Origin of the sequence: Flavobacterium sp. MR2016-29 (genome assembly GCF_015350695.1) — a bacterium.
GTDB lineage: Bacteria > Bacteroidota > Bacteroidia > Flavobacteriales > Flavobacteriaceae > Flavobacterium.
In genome coordinates this window covers 175,377-193,857 of record NZ_JADKPU010000004.1, presented here as the reverse complement: position 1 = coordinate 193,857, position 18,481 = coordinate 175,377, and the positions used below count along the sequence as shown (strand labels likewise).

Below are 18,481 nucleotides of genomic sequence, written 5' to 3'. Positions count from 1 at the left end.
TAGCTTGTCTAAACCAAATTTATGAAAAAAAGTGTCTTTAATTCTTTATTGATAAGTATCTTGTTAACAGTATTTTGAATTTAGAATCAATCTTTTTTATTTGGGTTGTAAAATCAGATTAATTTTAGAATCTAATTCTTTAATTTTGTTAGCGGCATTTTTTAAAATTGAGTATGATGGAACCAGGAGTCGAGATACTTTTAAAATCGGTCAGGAAAATTTGCCCTGCTGTAACGGATGATGAGCTTTCTCTGTTTGCTTCAAAATTTACATTAGAAGAATTAAATAAAAAGGATTTTTTTCTTCAATTTGGCAAAGTGCAAAAAGAAATTGGTTTTATTGCAAGCGGATTAGTGCGTTCCTCTTTTGTAGACAATGACGGAAATGAAATTACCGTAGGTTTTTATAGTGAAGGCGATTATGCTACACATTATCCTGCTTTTATAACACAGCAGCCAAGCCAATATTCAATTCAATGCTTAGAACCAACGACCATGGTTTGCCTTTCATATGAAAACCTGCAATGGATCTATGAAAACTTACCGGTTTTTGAAAAATATGGGCGGTTAGTTGCTGAAGAAATTTTAAAGCGCCAACAGGCTCGTATTGAAAGCTTCATATTTCAAACTGCGGAAGAGCGTTATCTTGATTTTATTAAACATCATTCCGGTCTATTTAACAGAATATCTGTTTCTCATCTTTGCAGCTTTCTTGGTATCGAAAGACAATCTCTTACTAGAATTCGACAAAAATTAGCGCATAAATAGTTTTTTGACACTTTTGTGTCAGCAGCCCCTCTTCTTTATTTAAAATCTTTGCAGTGTCAAATTAAATGAACTGCAATGAAAACGAATATCTTACTAATACTTGGCCATCCTTCTGAAAATTCTTTTTGTAATGCATTGCTAGATGCTTACAGAAAAGGAGTAGAAAGTACAGGAGCAAACTGTAAAACCCTTTATATATCTAAATTAGATTTCAATGTAAATCTTTCTGAAGGTTATAAAGCGAATGAAACTTTACCACTAGAAAAAGATCTGATAAATGCTCAGGAACTTATCAAGTGGGCAGACCATGTTGTTTTGTCTTATCCAAACTGGTGGGGTTTTATGCCTGCCATTACCAAAGGGTTTATAGACAGAATTCTTTTGCCTGACTTTGCATTTAAACATCATTCAGGGAAAATATTTCCAGAAAAACTCTTAAAAGGAAAAAGCCTAAGACTTTTAGTTACGATGGATACACCAAAATGGTGGTTCTATTTGATCTATCGTGCATCTCAATATCAAATCCTCAAAAATATTGTTTTTGGCTATGTAGGATTTGATCCTATTAAATTTTCAACTTTTGGTTTTATGAGAAAATCAACAGAAAATCAACGAAGTAAATGGTTGAAAAAGGTAGAACAATTAGGAAAAAAACTTAAATAAATATAATTATAAAAATCAAATATCATGAAACATTTAGCAAACGAGCATACAATTGCTCAAATCAATCCAAACAAAGGGTTTAGAATTCACTTATTAGTATTTGTATTGACGATTCCGGCCATTTGGTTAATATGGTTTATTACAGACAGAACTTATTTATGGCCAATTTGGCAAACAGCTGCGTGGGCAATAGGATTGGTTTTTCATTATCTAGGCGTTTTTGTTTTCAAAAGAAATAAATAAAAAGCAAAATTATGAAGACAAAAACAGTAATGATTTTTACGACTCTTTTTCTCTCGATTGGCAAATTAGCAATAGCACAAAATTCAAATAAAAGAGAGGAAGAAATGGTTGCAAAAATTACGCGCTATGAAGTAAAAAAGGGATATCAGCAGGAATTTCAAAAAACCTTAGGTGATTATGTATTGCAATCTTTGTCAAATGATGATAATATTATGTCAGAAGCTTACTTTGAACAAGATGATAAGTCTGTAATTTGGTTATTTGAGCGTTGGACAAATCAAAGCAAGTTGGATAAATTCAAAAACAATTCAATCTCAAAAGCATTAATAACATTAGAAAAAGCGGCACTAGTTAAGCCTGAAAAAATAATTTATGTAAAAGATTTAGAACCCATTTCTAAACAGCAATGGCGCAGAGCAAGCAAAACAGAAGATGACCAGCTTACAATCATACTTTTTGTAGACGCTAAGAAAGGTACAGAAGAAAATTTTAAAGATGTATACCACACAGCTATGCCTCAATTTCGAAACGAGTCTGGCGTAGTAACCTATCAACTATCAGAATTGAAGGAAGATAATACTCAGTTTGTAACTTTTGAAAAATTCAGAAGTAAAGATGCGTTCCAGTATCACCTTAATTTTCCACCCATTCAACCTGTTATTAATTACTTAAATACAAATATAAAAAAGCAGCCCTTTCAGGATGGAATTCATACTCTAATCGAATTTGCACCGCTTACACGTGAATAAGAAGAAATAAAACTTTAAATAAATTATGATCAACAATTAAATCTAAGAAAAATGAAAAAAATGAATCAAATCATCGTTGCAGGTATCATAAGTATACTTGCGGTATCAAATGTAGAAGCTCAAGTAACAGTAAAAACAAAAGAAATGAAAACAAATTATAGTAATGAGTTAGAAATTGTAAATAAATTATCAACTCAGTCGGCAGTCGTTAATATGCCCGTATCAAAATTATTGGATGCTCCAGGAAATGAGGCTTTAAAGTCTTTCTTTTTTACGCCTGTAAAAAACAAATCAGCTCTAAAAGGAAAAAAAATTGCCGTTATCGTGGCTGATGGTTTCGAGGAAATTGAATTAACCGGTCCTGTATGGTATTTTAAAGAATTAGGAGCAGAAGTAGAAATAGTGGCTCCGAAATATAATCCCGCTCCAGAAAGATACGGACTTGTATATCCAGAGATGTCAAAAACACATGTAATGGCAATTCAATACTTACAGCCCGTTGGCTGGATTAAATTTGATCGAACTGCTGATCAGATAAAAGTAAGCGACTATGATGCCGTATTTATTCCGGGTGGCGCTTGGAATCCTGATAATCTTCGAAACGATAAAGATGTGATTAAATTCATTCAGGATTTCAATAAATCCGGAAAATTAATTGCTGCTATCTGTCATGCTCCAGTAGTTTTAGCATCTGCCGATATTTTGAAAGGAAGAAAACTAACAGGATATTGGAACATTCAAGTGGATTTAAAAAATGCCGGAGGTAAGGTATTAGAAGAAACAGTAGTAACTGACGGAAATATCATAACCAGCAGACATCCGATTGATGTGGCAGATTTTTCAAAAGCTGTTGAAAGTTGGTTAATTAAAAAGTAATAAGGATTCTGATCTAAAAGTTGCACCAACTATTTAATCTTAAAAAGTTAATATTTCCCTGAATTCTTTAAAATAAATTCAGGGAAATACTTTGAACACAAAAGCAGTCAAGTATTGCTGTTTCAGTTTATATTCAAATTTTGTTTATTTTTATATAGATTTTTATTCTCAGTAAAACAACAAAAGGATTTCAAAACGCATTAATAGTCAGCTATACGAAATTGCCGAAGTCGTCTTTTTATAAAAAGCATAATCTTATTTTTAGAGCGATGAGTGCTGGCGGTGTATTGGGTTTAAATTACCTATATATATTAGAAATTATTATTTAGAAATTTAATACTATGAAAGCATTAATTATTGGCGCAACAGGTTCGACAGGAGAATTTCTAGTTGATGAACTCTTGGCAGACAAAGATTATACAACTGTTACAATTTTTGTTCGAAGATCAACAGGAAAACAAAATCCGAAGCTTGTAGAACATATTATTGACTTTTCTAATATAGAGGCATATAAAGATTTGATTGTTGGCGATGTCCTTTTTTCGTGTTTGGGAACAACTCTAAAAGCCGCCGGTTCAAAAGAGAATCAAAGGAAAATAGATTATGAAATTCCCGCAGCTTTTGCCAAATTAGCCAAAGAAAACGGTCTATCTTCGGTCGTTTTATTGTCTGCTTATGGTGCTTCTTCGCAAAGCAAGGTTTTTTATTCTCAAATAAAAGGAGAACTTGAAGATAAAATTGCTGCACTTGATTTTGAGCAGTATATTATTTTTAAACCGGGACTGCTTTTAAGAAAAGATACAGACCGTCTTGGTGAAAAGATAATTGCGAAGCTATTAAATATGATCAACGCAATAGGTTTATTTAGAAAATTTAAACCGTTGCCAACAGCGATTTTGGCAGAAAAATTAGCAAAGGCGCCAAAAATATTGCCTAAAGGAACCTCTATAATTCAGCTTGAAGAAATATTTAATTTTGGTAAATCTATCTAATGTAATTTACTTCTAAATTTATGATTATGAAGTCTTTATAAACTAGTAATATTCGATTAGTTTTGATTGATTAAAGGGCTTATATTTATTGGGTTAACTCTCTTTTTTTTTGAGTTAATGCCAGAGATTAAAATACATTACTTTTATTTTAAAAGCTTAAATATAAGCCTCAACTTAAACTATAAGAATGTATTTTAAATATCTATTGCTTTGTTTGATTTTGTTTTCAATCAATATAAATGCACAAATTTTAGAGCCTAAAAAAAACTTCCGTGCTGCAGATTCGCTGTTAAAGGAACCAAGTTTTTCTGTTCACAAAGACAATTATTTTTTAACAGGCGTACCCATAAATACCGACATTACTCGCGATAATGCTGATGTAAAATATCAAGTAAGTTTTAAATTAAGATTGAAGTCAAAACCTTTGTGGGGCGGTTTCTTTCCGTATTTGATGTATACACAAAAAGCCTTTTGGGATATTTATGCCAGCTCAAAGCCATTTTCAGAACTTAATTTTAATCCGGGTGTTGCCATCGTTCGCCCATTTTATTTAAAAGGCGGAAGACTGACTTATGGAACAATTTCACTAGAACATGAGTCAAATGGGAGAGATTCAATTTATTCCAGAACTTGGAATATGCTGGCCTTTTCATTAAAATCACAAATTTCTCCAAGATGGATTGTGGGAATCAGAGGATGGATTCCGATTGTTGACAAAGAAGACAATCCGGAGCTTACCAAATATGTAGGTTATGGCGAAGCAAGTGCAACATATCAGATACAGCCGGGACGATGGAGCGCAGATATTCTTTTTAGAAAAGGAAGCGGTCTTATTAATTACGGGTCCTTGCAGACACAGGTAAATTGGAGGCCGTACAAAAATGAGAATTACTATCTAACACTTCAATGGTTTGTTGGGTATACAGAAAGTTTAATAGATTACCAAGAACATAAAAGTATGCTGCGTTTAGGATTTACAATAAAACCTCAAAATATGGGTATTTTTTAAATTTCTAAATCATAAAAATATATTTTACCAAAACCACTCTAATGAAGTGGTTTTTTGTTTTTTATACCTGTTCGTAAAAAAACTGGTTTTATAATTTTCCCAATATGCGCTCAAAAATGTTATTGGTCGAAATAGTATGAAATACAATGTTGATTTACTTTAAATTTATATTTTAATTCACTTGCTAACAAAATATTAATCGACCCTTAATGAAAAATATTTTTCTATTACTAAGTTTTCTTTTTATAACAGCACCAATATATTCTCAGGAATTGGCAAATGTTCCAAAGCCTTTTGGTCCGTTGCCAACACAAAAACAAATTGACTGGCAGGAAATGGAATTTTATGCTTTTGTGCATTTTTCATTAAATACATTTACGAATAAAGAGTGGGGTTATGGGGATGAATCTCCAGCGCTTTTTAATCCCACAAATTTAGATGTTCGTCAATGGGCGCGCGTTGTGAAAGAAGCAGGTATGAAAGGAATTATTTTGGTTGCAAAGCACCACGATGGATTTTGTTTGTGGCCGTCTGCTTATACAGAACGTTCGGTAAAAAATTCTCCTTGGAAAAATGGAAAAGGTGATTTAGTGAAAGAATTAGCCGCCGCTTGTAAAGAATACAACTTAAAATTGGGATTATATCTTTCGCCGTGGGATAGAAATCGCGCTGATTATGGAAAACCAGAATATGTTACGTATTTCAGAAATCAGCTAAAAGAGCTGCTTACAAATTACGGAGATGTTTTTGAAATGTGGTTTGATGGTGCAAACGGTGGAGACGGTTACTATGGCGGTGCAAATGAAACTCGAAAAATCAATACACTGGAATATTACAATTGGGATGAAACCTATGAATTGATTTATAAAACTGCTCCTAAAACTTTGGTTTGGGGAGTTGGTCCTTCAGAAGCTCGATGGATTGGAAATGAGGAAGGCCGTGCCGGAAAAACAAATTGGGCTCTTTTACGCCAAAAAGATGAATTGGCTGGAAAAGTGCATTATACTGAATTCATGTCGGGTCATGAAGATGGAGAAAAATGGGTTCCGGGCGAAGCCGATGTTTCGATCAGACCGGGCTGGTTTTATCATGCTGTTGAAGATGACAAAGTCCGTCCGCTAGATGAAATGGTCGATATTTACTATGAATCAATTGGTCGAAATGCTACTTTATTATTAAATCTTCCGGTTGATAAAAGAGGTTTGGTTCATGAAAATGATGAGGCAAGATTAAAGGAATTAGTTTCAACAATTAAAGCCGATTTTAAAACCGAATTGCTTTCAAAAACCAAAATTTCTGCTGATAACGTTAGAGGAAACAGCACAGCATTTGCAGCAAAAAATACGTCTGATGGGAATAAAAATACGTATTGGGCGACAGATGACAATGTAAAAACAGCTTCGATTGTTTTTGAATTTGATAAACCAACGGCAATTAATCGAATTTTGCTTCAAGAATATATCGCACTCGGACAGCGCGTAAAAGCTTTTAATGTTGAGGTTAAAATAGATGGAAACTGGAAAACCGTTGCAAACGAAACCACGATTGGCTACAAAAGAATTTTAAGAATCGAAAGAGTTACAGCATCGGCATTGAAAATAAATATTACAGATTCTAAAGCCAATATTGTGATTTCGAATATTCAGGCTTACAATGCGCCGACCTTTGTGCGCATGCCGGAAATTCAGCGTGATAAAAATGGCGATGTTACGATTAAATCGGAAGATGGAAATCCTGTTTATTATTCGCTTGACGGAAAAAATCCAATGAAAAAAAGTACTTTATATAAAGGAGTGTTTCGATACAATAAAGCAGTTACAATAAAAGCGATTGCAATAAACACGGTAGAAAATACTAGCAGTGCTGTAAAAATGGCAAAATACGGTGTTTCAAAAGAAAACTGGAAAATAGTTTCGGCGTCAAGCGGTGATTTGAAGTCGGCAAACCGAATTATTGATGGAAATCCAAATTCCGACTGGAGTTTTGGCGGTGAGTCTAATAAACTGCCACAGGAAATTATAATCGATTTGGGAAATACATTGAACATAAATGGTTTTACGTATATACCGCAGCAAGTGGGTAATAATCTTAATTTAATTTCAAATTACGAATTCTACACCAGTATTGATAGTGTGACTTGGAAATTGCAGTCAGAAGGTGAATTTTCGAATATTAAACACAATCCAATCGAACAGATAAAGACGTTTAAAAAAGATAAAGCAAGGTATATTCGTTTCGTCGCCAAGTCGGCAGTAGGGAAGGGATCAACAGTTTCTATAGCAGAAATAAATGTAATTGAAACACAATAAACGACAGTTGGATTAAAATATTTTTGCTTAAAGTTTCTAATTATGTCTTCTAACGAAGTTTATATGTTATTAGTCGAATTTTTGATTATTTACTCTATGTAATATTTAATTTTATACTAAATAATTACAACAACAGGCAAATGATTAAAGAAAGTATAAATTTCAAAGAAGCTGGAAAATTCGAAGAAACCCGTTTTGAGAAGATTCATAATGTAATTTTCGATTCGTCTCAGGAAGCTTCGATATTAGTAGCTCAAGAAATAGCCAATATTATTCAAAGAAAAGAAGAGTTAAGCGAACCTTGCGTTTTAGGATTAGCAACAGGGTCGTCACCAATAAAAGTTTACGAAGAACTGGTTAGATTGCATAAAGAAGAAGGATTGAGTTTTGCAAATGTTGTAACCTTCAATTTAGATGAATATTACCCAATGGATAAGGAAAATATTCAGAGTTATTATCATTTTATGCATGAGCATCTTTTTAATCATGTTAACATTCATCCGGAAAATATTAATATTCCAGACGGAAACATAAGTAATGAAGATTTACAGCAATATTGCATTGATTATGAAATGAAAATTAAAGCCTATGGCGGATTGGATTTTCAGCTTTTAGGAATTGGAAGAACAGGACACATTGGGTTTAATGAGCCTGGATCTCACGTTAATTCAGGAACAAGAAGCATTACACTTGATCATTTAACGCGAACTGATGCAGCATCATCATTTTTAGGTATTGATAATGTACCTCGAAAAGCTATTACAATGGGAATTGGTACTGTAAAAAATGCCAAAAGAATTGTACTTCTTGGATGGGGAATCAGCAAAGCAGAAATTATAAAGAAAACAATCGAAGGCGAAATTTCATCTCGAGTTCCGGCTACGTATTTACAACAGCACAACAACACAACTTTTGTTTTAGATACCGAAGCGTCATCAGAATTAACTCGAGTAAAAACGCCTTGGTTGGTAAAATCAGTAGTTTGGACAGATGAGCTAAAACTGAAAGCCGTAGCTTGGTTAAGTGAATTGACTAAAAAACCTTTCCTTAAACTGACAGACAAAGATTATAACGACAACGGAATGTCGAGCGTTTTAACTGAAGAAGGAACTGCATACGATTTGAATATTAAAATGTTCAACAAAATGCAACAAACCATTACAGGCTGGCCAGGAGGAAAACCTAATGCAGACGATACCTACAGACCGGAACGCGCGAATCCAGAAAGAAAAAGAATTATCATTTTTAGTCCGCATCCGGATGATGATGTGATTTCGATGGGAGGAACTTTTGACCGACTTGTAGAGCAAGGTCATGATGTTCATATTGCATATCAAACCTCAGGAAATATTGCGGTTTCAAACGAAGAAGCTTTAAAATTTGCTGAAATATCTAAGGCATTAAATGCAAATTCCGCTGAATCAGAAAATATCATAAGTTTTTTGAAAAGTAAGAAAGGAAATGATATCGATTCACTAGAAGTTAGAAAATTAAAAGGATTGATAAGAAGAAGCGAATCGCTTGCCGCAACACGATATTTAGGTTTGCCAGATTCTAATGTTAATTTTTTAGATCTGCCTTTTTATGAAACAGGTACGGTTAAGAAAAATAATCTGGGAGAAGCTGATATACAAATCATGTGTGATATTATCGAAAGAATAAAACCGCACCAGATTTATGCTGCCGGAGATTTAGCAGATCCGCACGGAACACATAAAGTATGTCTGGACAGTTTATTCGAAGCACTAAAAAGATTAAAACACAACAGTTATATGGATGACTGCTGGGTTTGGCTTTACAGAGGTGCTTGGCATGAATGGGAATCGTACCAAATTGAAATGGCGGTACCCATGAGCCCAGATCAAGTTCTTAAAAAACGTCATGCTATTTTCTATCACCAGTCTCAAAAAGATGGAGTGATGTTTCAAGGCGATGACAGCAGAGAATTCTGGGTTAGAGTAGAAGACAGAAACAGATTGACTGCAGAAAAATATCACGCTTTAGGTTTAGCAGATTATTCGGCTATCGAAGCATTTAAGAGATATTTTTTCTAATGTAATCTTTACGATAAAATAGGCTATTTCATGTGGTTTATTTGGTTAGTTACCAACTTGAAAATGCAGCTGTGGTGGCTGCATTTTTTTTTGTTTTGTATTGAGATGTAATGTAAAGAAATTTAACCGCAAAGAGCGCTAAGGTTTCGCAAAGAAACGCAGAGAATTTTTACGTCTTTATGTCATCCTGAGCGAAGTCGAAGGACCGCAACGTAAATCGACAATCTATGTAGAGCTTCTGGTGATATCCTTCTACTTCGCTCAGGATGATTTTTTGTTTTTATACGTGGCGTAGTTTTACCGCAAAGAGCACTAAGGTTTTTTGCTTAGTCTTAGAAAAGGAGTATAAAAAAGTTCGCAAAGCTTTATGATAAACTTAGCGAACCTTGCGTGAATCGTAGCGCACTTTGCGGTTAAATACTATATAGAAGAATTCAAAATTCTTTGCTTTACATGATCAATATACGATCTTCCAATTACATATCTTAGACCTTCAATTTCGATGCTGTTTCCTTCAACTGCGTCGATTTTATCAATAGCAATCGTGTAAGATCTGTGTATTCTTAAAAAATTTCTTTCTGGCAGTAAATCAGTAAAATCAGATAAAGTGCTGTGAATAATGTATTTTCCGGTTAAGGTGTTTATTTTTAAATAATCCTTTAAGCTTTCGATCACTAAAATTTCATTGAAGAAAATCTTTTTCATTCTCTTTTTGTCAATCTTCACAAAAATAAAAGGGCTTTCAGGATTGTTTTCCTGCGGAAGGGTGCTGTTGGTGTTTAATCTTTTGCTGATTTTGTTCAGCGTTTTCATTAACCTCGGAAATTCAATAGGTTTTACTAAATAATCTAAAACATCTAATTCGTAAGTTTCTATCGCAAATTGACTATAAGCGCTCGTAATAATAAGTATTGGCGGATTTTCTAGACTTTTTATAAAATTAATACCGTCAAGGACTGGCATGTTAATATCAAGAAAAATTACATCAACTTTGTTGTTTTTCAAAAAATTTAAGCCTTCGATTGGGTTACTGAAAGTATTTATTACCTCAAAATTTTCAATCGGCTCTAAATAATTTTTAATAACATTGATCGCCAAAGGCTCATCGTCAATAATCAAACAATTTATTTTCATTTCTATAGTCTTAGTAATTTGAGCGACACAATTTAGCAGATAATATATATACGAGTAAAAGTAGCTTTAGGTTGTTTAGGTTACTTTTATCACAAGCTTTACGACAAAAATATTCTTTTTATCTTTAAAAGAAAGCTTATAGTCACTTTTATTATAACCTAATTCTAATCTTTTCTTAACGTTCTCAATGCCTATACCACTTGACTTGTTAAAATTGTCTTTGTGGTGCGTAATTTCTGGCGTTGGGTTCGAAATAGTAAAGTGAAGAAAATCGCCCTTAACTTTAAAATTAATATCAATAATCACTTTTCCGGTGTTTTTGTTTACACCATGTTTAAATGCATTTTCAATAAAAGTCAATAATATAATAGGAGCAATTTCTTTGTCATGAATATCTCCAGAAACAGACATATTTACTTCTAGCCGCTCATCATTTCTGATTCTTTCTAAGTCCAAATAATTTTGAATACAAAGGATTTCATTCTCTAAAGATTGTCTTTTGCTTTTTGTATCGTAAAGCATATAGCGCATTAATTCAGAAAGCTTGAGAACAATTTTAGGTGTTTTGTTTGATTTTTCTACAGATAAAGAATAAATATTATTAAGCGTATTAAAGAAAAAATGAGGAGAAATTTGAGATTTTAAGAAAAGCAATTCGGTTTCGAGCTGGGATTTTTCAAGATCGGTTACCCTTTTTTGTTCTTTCAAAAAGTCTAATGTTATTTTAATTGCAGTAACAAATGTTATGACATAAAGCTCACCCATCATCATGTCGATCGTATAATTAAGAGTTAGTTTGTCGATTGTCTGTGGTCCTTCAGGCCAGACATCATGGGTGATCAGCAAATAAGTAAGGTTGAATTTTAGGATGACCATTAAAAATATTGCCGACAAAACAGAAAGCACATAAAGCACGTATTTTTTTCGATAAACCAGATACGGCATAAAGATTAAAAGGTTTAGATAACATAGTGTCATGTGAATTGGAAAACCCAGCAAATTTGTCTTTAAAGAATACAAATAATCATTAAAATAACTTCCCCAGCGAAAAGTATTGAATAGAAAATAAGTAAGCCAAAAGATGATGTGATAATGCAATGGTATGCGATATAATTTGCCAGAATTGAAATTCATAATAATAGTATGTTTTGTGACTTTTTTTGATGTTTATCTAAGTTAATGTGTCGTCCGTCTAAATTAATTTTAATAAAAGTTCAATTTACATAAATTTAAAGTTAAATTAAGATTGTTTTATATGAAGAATTTTACACTGCTTGTTTTGTTTGTCATTTTGGCTGCAAGTTGCAAAATTAATGTAAACAAAAATAAGCATCAAAAAACCTTTTTTGCAGATCATGTCGATCCTTTTATCGGAACTGGCGGGCACGGGCATACTTATCCCGGCGCTACTGTTCCTTTTGGAATGGTTCAGCTGAGTCCAGACAACGGAATTTCGAGCTGGGACTGGTGTTCAGGATATCATTATTCTGATTCTATAGTGTCTGGCTTCAGTCATTTACATCTAAGCGGAACAGGAATTGGAGATTTGGCAGACATCTTATTTATGCCGACAAACAAAAAAGCCGATTTAACATTAAAAACAACTTCAAGAGATCAATTACCTTATAAATCAAAATACAGTCATGCTAACGAAAAAGCAACACCGGGCTCTTACCAAGTTTTTCTTGAAGATCCTAAAATCAATGTAGAATTAACTTCTTCGCAAAGAACAGCGTATCATAAATATACCTTCGCAAAAAACGACAAACAATCTGTTATTATCGATTTAGGATTTGCCATAAATTGGGATAAAACGTTAAAAACAGGTCTTACTATTGAAGACGAATACACGATAAGCGGTTACCGTTTTAGTTCGGGCTGGGCAAAAAATCAAAAAGTATTTTTTGTGGCAAAATTTTCAAAACCTATTTCAGAATCGGTTTTGTTTGCTAATAAACAAATAATTTCAGGAAATACTGCAGCAGGAGAAAATTCATCTGCACAATTATTTTTTGATGCGAAAAATTCTAATGAATTATTCGTAAAAGTGGCTTTGTCATCTGTTAGTGTGGCAAATGCCAAAGATAATTTAGATGCTGAAAAATCGAATTTCGATACTGCAAAATCTCAGGCATCTACAATATGGAATACTGCTTTAAGTAAAATTGAAGTAGAAACACCAGTAGATTCGTTAAAAACAATTTTCTATACCGCGATGTTCCACACTCAAGTTGCCCCTGTAACCTATAGTGATAAAAACGGTCAGTTTAGAAAAGAGGATGATCAAATTGCTTTGGCAAAAGGTTATACCGCTTACTCGACCTTATCACTATGGGATACTTTTAGAGCCGAAAATCCTCTTTTAACTTTATTAGCTCCAGACAAAACTTCGGATATTGTGAACTCGATGTTAGCTTATTACGATACAAAAAAAATATTACCGGTTTGGACACTCTACGCCAATGAAACGAATACAATGACAGGATATCATTCCATTCCGGTAATTGTTGACGCATACTTAAAAGGAATCAAAGGTTTTAATGCCGAAAAAGCATTTTCAGCAATGAAAGCAACAATGATGCAAGACGAACGCGGTTTGAACTTCTACAAAAAATACGGTTATATTCCGTATAACTTATTAGATGAATCAGTTACTATCACTTTAGAATATGCTTATGACGATTGGTGTGTTGCGCAAATGGCAAAAGCTTTAGGTAAAACTGAAGATTATCAATTCTTTTTAAATCGTTCAAAAGCGTATCAGCATTTATTTGATTCGAAAACAGGATTTATGAGAGGAAAATCTGAAGACGGGAAATCATGGAACGAACCTTTCGATCCAAAGCATTCTAACCACAGAGAACACACTGATTATACTGAGGGAAATGCTTGGCAGCACAGTTGGTTTGTACCGCAAAATGTTGATGATTTTATTTCGCTTCACGGAAGTAATGAACTTTTTGCGAAACGTCTAGAACAATTGTTTACCGAAAGCTCAGAAATTACAGGAAGCAATGTTTCAGCAGATATTTCAGGATTAATAGGTCAATATGCGCACGGAAACGAGCCAAGTCACCACATTGCCTATATGTTTAATCATGCCAATCAGCCTTGGAGAACGCAATATTGGGTTCGTCATATTTTAGATACACAATACAACACAACGCCAAACGGATTAAGCGGCAATGAAGACTGTGGCCAAATGTCGGCTTGGTATGTCTTCAGTTCAATGGGATTATATCCCATGAATCCTGCTTCAGGAGAATATGAAATAGGAAGTCCGATTTTTGAAAAAGCAACAATAAATCTGGAAGGCGGTAAAACATTTGTTATTGAAGCAGAAAATGTTTCTGATAAAAACTTTTATATCCAATCGGCGACGCTAAACGGAGCTGTATTCGATAAAACAGTAATAACACACAAGCAAATAACAGAAGGAGGAATTTTGCATTTTGTAATGGGAGCCACACCCAATAAAAACTGGGGAATAAAAAAATAATTTAACCACGTAACTAACCAATAAACAAACATAAATTAATGGATATCATTGACGTATCAATCATCGTAGCTTATATACTGCTCTCAGTAGGAATAGGAATTTGGATTTCAAGAAAAGCATCAAAAGGATTAGATGATTATTTCCTAGGCGGAAAAACAATTAAATGGTATTTTTTAGGACTGAGCAATGGTTCAGGTATGTTTGATGTTTCAGGAACTTCCTGGATGATTGGAGTTTTGTTTTTATACGGAGTAAAAAGTTTCATGTTTATGTGGCTTTGGCCAATATGGAATCAGATTTTTGTAATGATGTTTCTGGCCGTTTGGATTAGAAGATCAAAAGTAATGACAGGTTCTGAGTGGATTTTAACCCGTTTTGGAAGCGACAGAGCCGGAAAAGCTTCTCATATTATTGTGGCTATTTTTGCCATCATTTCTACAATTGGTTTTATTGCTTACTTTTTTGAAGGAATTGGAAAATTTGTAACCATCATTCTTCCTTGGGATTTAACGCTTCATTACGGTGATTTAATTTTGCTGACTTCAGAGCGCTCGTATGCGTTGATCATTATACTTTTAACTACAATTTACACGGTTAAAGGCGGCATGTTTTCGGTTGTTGCTACAGAAGTTGTGCAATATCTAATTATGATTATCGCAGGAGTTTTGATTGCCGGTTACGCTTTTATTAATTATACAGATCTTCAAATAAATTCGGTTATTACCGAGGAGTGGAAAAATGTTTTTTTTGGATGGCAGTTTGAAACCCAATGGAGTGATAAATTTCAAACCTTCAATAACTTAATTGATTCTGAAGGTTACAAAATGTTTGGTGCTTTTATCGGAATGACTTTATTCAAAGGGTTTTTTGCCAGTATCGCAGGTCCAACACCAAGTTATGATTTACAACGAGTGCTGTCTACTAAATCAGTAAAAGAAGCAGCGTATATGAGCGGTTTTACCAACTTGATTTTATTCATTCCACGATATTTATTAATTACCGGAATTGTAGTTATTGCTTTGGTAAACTTAGCCCCAGAATTAAATGCCAACACAGCTTTAACCGGAGCGGACTTAGAATTATTGATGCCAAAAGTGGTAAATTTATATATTCCGGTTGGAATAAAAGGAATTCTTCTTGCAGGTTTATTAGCTGCTTTTATGTCTGGATTTTCAGCATTCGTAAACGCTGGACCAGCTTATATTGTAAATGATATTTATAAAAAATATTTCAAACCGGTTGCAACAAATGCACATTATATAAAAGTAAGTCAGATTTCTTCTTTCTTAGTTGTTGGTTTAGGCGTTTTCATGGGATTCTTCGCTGACTCAATTAATTCATTAACGCTTTGGATTACAAGTGCTTTGTATGGAGGTTACGTAGCTGCCAATTTCTTAAAATGGATTTGGTGGAGATTTAATGGCTGGGGTTATTTCTGGGGAATGTTCGCCGGTTTAATTGTAGCATCTTTACAATTTGCTTTAGGTCAAGCCAAAGGAAGTTTATCCGAAGGATCATTTTTATACGATTTAGCACAAGTGCAAGCTATTTATCTGTTTCCATTAATATTTGGTTTCTCTATTTTAGGCTGTCTTTTAGGAACTTTCTTAAGCAAGCCAACAGATATTGAAGTGCTGAAATCTTTCTACACTAATGTCAGACCTTGGGGCTGGTGGAATCCGGTTTACAAAACATTAAAATTAGAAGATCAGACTTTCGAAAAAAATAATGATTTCTGGAAAGATATGCTGAACTGTGCCATCGGAATTGTGTGGCAGTCAAGCATGATCCTGCTTCCGATATTTTTCATCATCAGAGATTATCCAAAAGCAATTACAGCATTAATTGTCTTTTTAGTGACGACAACCATTTTGAAATTTACATGGCTGGATAAAGTTCGCAGAATAGAAGATTAGTCAAATTAGAAAATTAGTCAATTAGAATATTTAACACATAGAAACATAGGTTTCAAATGTGTTGAAAAAAGAGAATAACAAGAAACTAGTTTCTGACACATAGATCTATGTTTATTTAAACAAGTGAAACGCCTTTTATGCGGTTACAAAAACTATGTTTCTATGTGTTTAAATAATGACAAAAGCATAAAAAAAATAAAATAAACAAAAAAACAAATAAAAATGAGCAGTATTCCTTGGCAAGACAGACCCGAAAACAGTAACGATGTAATGTGGAGATATTCTGAAAATCCAATTATCGACAGATACGCAATACCATCATCAAACAGTATTTTCAATAGTGCTGTAGTTCCTTTTGGAGATGGTTTCGCCGGTGTTTTCAGATGTGATAATAAAGCGGTTCAAATGAATATTTTTGCCGGTTTCAGTAAAAACGGAATCGATTGGGACATTAATCACGAACCAATCGTAATGCAGTCAGGAAATACGGATATGATCGAATCAGCTTATAAATACGACCCGCGTGTTGTTTTTATCGAAGATCGTTACTGGATTACTTGGTGTAATGGTTATAACGGACCCACAATTGGTATTGGATATACTTTTGATTTTAAAGAATTTTTTCAGTGTGAAAATGCCTTTTTGCCTTTCAACAGAAATGGTGTTTTGTTTCCGCAAAAAATAAACGGAAAATACGCGATGTTAAGCCGCCCAAGTGATAACGGACATACCCCTTTTGGCGATATCTGGATTAGCTACAGCCCAGATATGAAATATTGGGGAGAACACCGTTTAGTAATGAAACCAAGTCCTTTTGAACAAAGCGCATGGCAATGTACAAAGGTAGGTGCAGGACCAATTCCGATTTTAACAAACGAAGGCTGGCTGATGATTTACCACGGCGTTATCAATACCTGCAACGGTTTTCGTTATGCAATGGGATCAGCGCTTTTAGAGGTTGATTCTCCGGATAAAGTAAAATACAGAACGCAGCCGTATTTATTAGGACCTGCAGAAATTTATGAAATGGTAGGAGACGTGCCAAATGTAGTTTTCCCATGTGCTGCTTTACACGATACAGAAGAAGATAAATTAGCTGTATATTACGGTGCAGCAGATACAGTTGTGGCAATAGCATTTGGTAAATTAAGTGAGGTAGTTCAGTTTACAAAAGATAACAGTTTATAAAAAAAGGATGCGTTTAAAATTGAAATGGTTAACAGTTGTTTTACTTTTTATTTCGGTTGCAGGGTTTTCTCAACTGAAAAAAAGCACCATTATTCCTAAAACTTATGTTGCAGCAAAAGCGACAAACCCCATTTTGATTGATGGAGAAGAAGGCGATGCGTCATGGAACAAGGCAGAGTGGACAGATATTTTTGAAGATATCGAAAACAATGTAAAACCAAAATATGCAACAAAAGTTAAAATGCTCTGGGATGAAACCAATTTTTATATTTTAGCAAAAATTGACGAACCTCATGTTTGGGCAAATTTAAAACAACGCGATACAATTATTTTTTATAACAATGATTTTGAAGTTTTTATAGATCCCGACGGCGATACTTTTAACTATTATGAATTAGAACTAAATGCATTAAATACAGCCTGGGATCTATTTTTATCAAAACCGTATCGAGAAAATGACAATGTTGTTTTAAACGACTGGAATATTCCAGGTCTAAAATCGGCGGTTAAAATTCACGGAACTCTTAATAACCCAAACGATACAGATGAAGGCTGGATGCTAGAAATGGCAATTCCATGGGCGTCTTATAAAACATCTTATTTCGATCAAAATGTTCCTGTCGACAAGTTTTGGAGAGTCAATTTTTCAAGGGTAAATTGGCAACACACCTTAAAAGACGGCACTTATGAAAGAAAGAAAGATGCCAGCGGAAAATTTTTGCCAGAATACAATTGGGTTTGGTCGCCAATGGGCGTAATCAATATGCATGAACCTGAAAAGTGGGGTTATGTTTATTTCTCTTCAAAAGAAGGAAAACAAAGTTTTACAATTCCGCAGGATGAAAAAGTAAAATGGGAACTTTATAATTTGTACCGAGCTCAAAAAGAATACTATCAGAAAAACAAAACATGGGCAAAATCTTTAGTCAATCTTACTAAGGAAACCATTATTGTTGATGGTAAAATTCTGAAACCACTTATAGAAAATCATGCAGCCGGATTTAATATTTCTGTGAAAAGTCCTTTTTCTGATCAAACCTTTATTATTAAGCAAGACGGCAAAATAATATCAAAATAAACCA

At 33.8% G+C, this 18,481-nt stretch carries 15 protein-coding genes; 13 read left to right on the top strand and 2 right to left on the bottom strand.

Features of this window, described 5'->3' with window-relative positions; translation table 11 throughout:
• The first annotated feature begins 176 nt into the window (after nucleotides 1-176).
• The 9 genes from IR010_RS11530 (at nucleotide 177) to nagB (ending at nucleotide 9,662) form a co-directional block, all read left to right on the top strand.
• Nucleotides 177-767 carry a Crp/Fnr family transcriptional regulator gene (locus tag IR010_RS11530; protein ID WP_194569345.1) on the top strand — a complete coding sequence of 197 codons (591 nt, stop codon included), beginning with the start codon at nucleotides 177-179 and terminating at the stop codon, nucleotides 765-767.
• Nucleotides 768-842: 75 nt separating this feature from the next.
• Nucleotides 843-1,430: an NAD(P)H-dependent oxidoreductase gene (locus IR010_RS11525; RefSeq protein WP_194569118.1), complete on the top strand. Its 588-nt coding sequence runs from the start codon at nucleotides 843-845 to the stop codon at nucleotides 1,428-1,430.
• A gap of 24 nt (nucleotides 1,431-1,454) precedes the next feature.
• Nucleotides 1,455-1,673 (top strand): 2TM domain-containing protein, encoded by a 219-nt coding sequence (locus IR010_RS11520; RefSeq protein WP_194603927.1) that lies wholly within the window; start codon nucleotides 1,455-1,457, stop codon nucleotides 1,671-1,673.
• An 11-nt stretch (nucleotides 1,674-1,684) separates the two neighbouring features.
• Complete coding sequence (locus IR010_RS11515) at nucleotides 1,685-2,422, top strand: putative quinol monooxygenase (RefSeq protein WP_194603924.1); 738 nt, start codon at nucleotides 1,685-1,687, stop codon at nucleotides 2,420-2,422.
• Between the two features lie 51 nt (nucleotides 2,423-2,473).
• On the top strand, nucleotides 2,474-3,298 hold the full coding sequence (locus IR010_RS11510) for a DJ-1/PfpI/YhbO family deglycase/protease (RefSeq protein ID WP_194603921.1): 825 nt from the start codon (nucleotides 2,474-2,476) through the stop codon (nucleotides 3,296-3,298).
• 341 nt (nucleotides 3,299-3,639) lie between these two features.
• Entirely contained in the window at nucleotides 3,640-4,290 is a 651-nt protein-coding gene (locus tag IR010_RS11505; RefSeq protein ID WP_194603917.1) for an NAD(P)H-binding protein, read from the top strand.
• A 187-nt stretch (nucleotides 4,291-4,477) separates the two neighbouring features.
• Entirely contained in the window at nucleotides 4,478-5,299 is an 822-nt protein-coding gene (locus IR010_RS11500; protein ID WP_194603914.1) for a phospholipase A, read from the top strand.
• A 209-nt stretch (nucleotides 5,300-5,508) separates the two neighbouring features.
• Nucleotides 5,509-7,608, top strand: a complete 2,100-nt coding sequence (locus tag IR010_RS11495; RefSeq protein WP_194603910.1) for an alpha-L-fucosidase — start codon at nucleotides 5,509-5,511, stop codon at nucleotides 7,606-7,608.
• Nucleotides 7,609-7,748: 140 nt separating this feature from the next.
• Nucleotides 7,749-9,662: a glucosamine-6-phosphate deaminase gene (gene nagB / locus IR010_RS11490; protein ID WP_194603907.1), complete on the top strand. Its 1,914-nt coding sequence runs from the start codon at nucleotides 7,749-7,751 to the stop codon at nucleotides 9,660-9,662.
• A 420-nt stretch (nucleotides 9,663-10,082) separates the two neighbouring features.
• On the opposite strand, the gene IR010_RS11485 is transcribed toward nagB, so the two are convergent.
• Together IR010_RS11485 and IR010_RS11480 are read right to left on the bottom strand one after the other, a co-directional pair.
• Entirely contained in the window at nucleotides 10,083-10,796 is a 714-nt protein-coding gene (locus IR010_RS11485) for a LytR/AlgR family response regulator transcription factor (RefSeq protein WP_029273074.1), read from the bottom strand.
• Nucleotides 10,797-10,871: 75 nt separating this feature from the next.
• The gene (locus tag IR010_RS11480) at nucleotides 10,872-11,930 is read right to left on the bottom strand and encodes a sensor histidine kinase (RefSeq protein ID WP_029273075.1); all 1,059 of its coding nucleotides are present in this window, start codon (nucleotides 11,928-11,930) and stop codon (nucleotides 10,872-10,874) included.
• A 121-nt stretch (nucleotides 11,931-12,051) separates the two neighbouring features.
• On the opposite strand from IR010_RS11480, the gene IR010_RS11475 reads away from it, so the two are divergent.
• The 4 genes from IR010_RS11475 to IR010_RS11460 all read left to right on the top strand — a co-directional run bounded on the left by IR010_RS11475 (nucleotide 12,052) and on the right by IR010_RS11460 (nucleotide 18,477).
• Nucleotides 12,052-14,295 (top strand): GH92 family glycosyl hydrolase, encoded by a 2,244-nt coding sequence (locus tag IR010_RS11475; protein ID WP_194603904.1) that lies wholly within the window; start codon nucleotides 12,052-12,054, stop codon nucleotides 14,293-14,295.
• 38 nt (nucleotides 14,296-14,333) lie between these two features.
• Nucleotides 14,334-16,211: a sodium:solute symporter family protein gene (locus tag IR010_RS11470; RefSeq protein WP_194569093.1), complete on the top strand. Its 1,878-nt coding sequence runs from the start codon at nucleotides 14,334-14,336 to the stop codon at nucleotides 16,209-16,211.
• 222 nt (nucleotides 16,212-16,433) lie between these two features.
• Nucleotides 16,434-17,399, top strand: a complete 966-nt coding sequence (locus tag IR010_RS11465) for a glycoside hydrolase family 130 protein (protein WP_194569091.1) — start codon at nucleotides 16,434-16,436, stop codon at nucleotides 17,397-17,399.
• A gap of 7 nt (nucleotides 17,400-17,406) precedes the next feature.
• Nucleotides 17,407-18,477, top strand: a complete 1,071-nt coding sequence (locus tag IR010_RS11460) for a carbohydrate-binding family 9-like protein (RefSeq protein ID WP_194603901.1) — start codon at nucleotides 17,407-17,409, stop codon at nucleotides 18,475-18,477.
• The last annotated feature ends 4 nt before the right edge of the window (nucleotides 18,478-18,481 follow it).

Coding starts and splice junctions, on each gene's coding strand:
- IR010_RS11460 (WP_194603901.1), top strand. CDS start 17,407: ATGCGTTTAAAATTGAAATGGTTAACAGTTGTTTTACTTTTTATTTCG.
- IR010_RS11530 (WP_194569345.1), top strand. CDS start 177: ATGGAACCAGGAGTCGAGATACTTTTAAAATCGGTCAGGAAAATTTGC.
- IR010_RS11525 (WP_194569118.1), top strand. CDS start 843: ATGAAAACGAATATCTTACTAATACTTGGCCATCCTTCTGAAAATTCT.
- IR010_RS11465 (WP_194569091.1), top strand. CDS start 16,434: ATGAGCAGTATTCCTTGGCAAGACAGACCCGAAAACAGTAACGATGTA.
- IR010_RS11515 (WP_194603924.1), top strand. CDS start 1,685: ATGAAGACAAAAACAGTAATGATTTTTACGACTCTTTTTCTCTCGATT.
- IR010_RS11520 (WP_194603927.1), top strand. CDS start 1,455: ATGAAACATTTAGCAAACGAGCATACAATTGCTCAAATCAATCCAAAC.
- IR010_RS11510 (WP_194603921.1), top strand. CDS start 2,474: ATGAAAAAAATGAATCAAATCATCGTTGCAGGTATCATAAGTATACTT.
- IR010_RS11475 (WP_194603904.1), top strand. CDS start 12,052: ATGAAGAATTTTACACTGCTTGTTTTGTTTGTCATTTTGGCTGCAAGT.
- IR010_RS11495 (WP_194603910.1), top strand. CDS start 5,509: ATGAAAAATATTTTTCTATTACTAAGTTTTCTTTTTATAACAGCACCA.
- IR010_RS11505 (WP_194603917.1), top strand. CDS start 3,640: ATGAAAGCATTAATTATTGGCGCAACAGGTTCGACAGGAGAATTTCTA.
- IR010_RS11470 (WP_194569093.1), top strand. CDS start 14,334: ATGGATATCATTGACGTATCAATCATCGTAGCTTATATACTGCTCTCA.
- IR010_RS11485 (WP_029273074.1), bottom strand. CDS start 10,796: ATGAAAATAAATTGTTTGATTATTGACGATGAGCCTTTGGCGATCAAT.
- nagB (WP_194603907.1), top strand. CDS start 7,749: ATGATTAAAGAAAGTATAAATTTCAAAGAAGCTGGAAAATTCGAAGAA.
- IR010_RS11500 (WP_194603914.1), top strand. CDS start 4,478: ATGTATTTTAAATATCTATTGCTTTGTTTGATTTTGTTTTCAATCAAT.
- IR010_RS11480 (WP_029273075.1), bottom strand. CDS start 11,930: ATGAATTTCAATTCTGGCAAATTATATCGCATACCATTGCATTATCAC.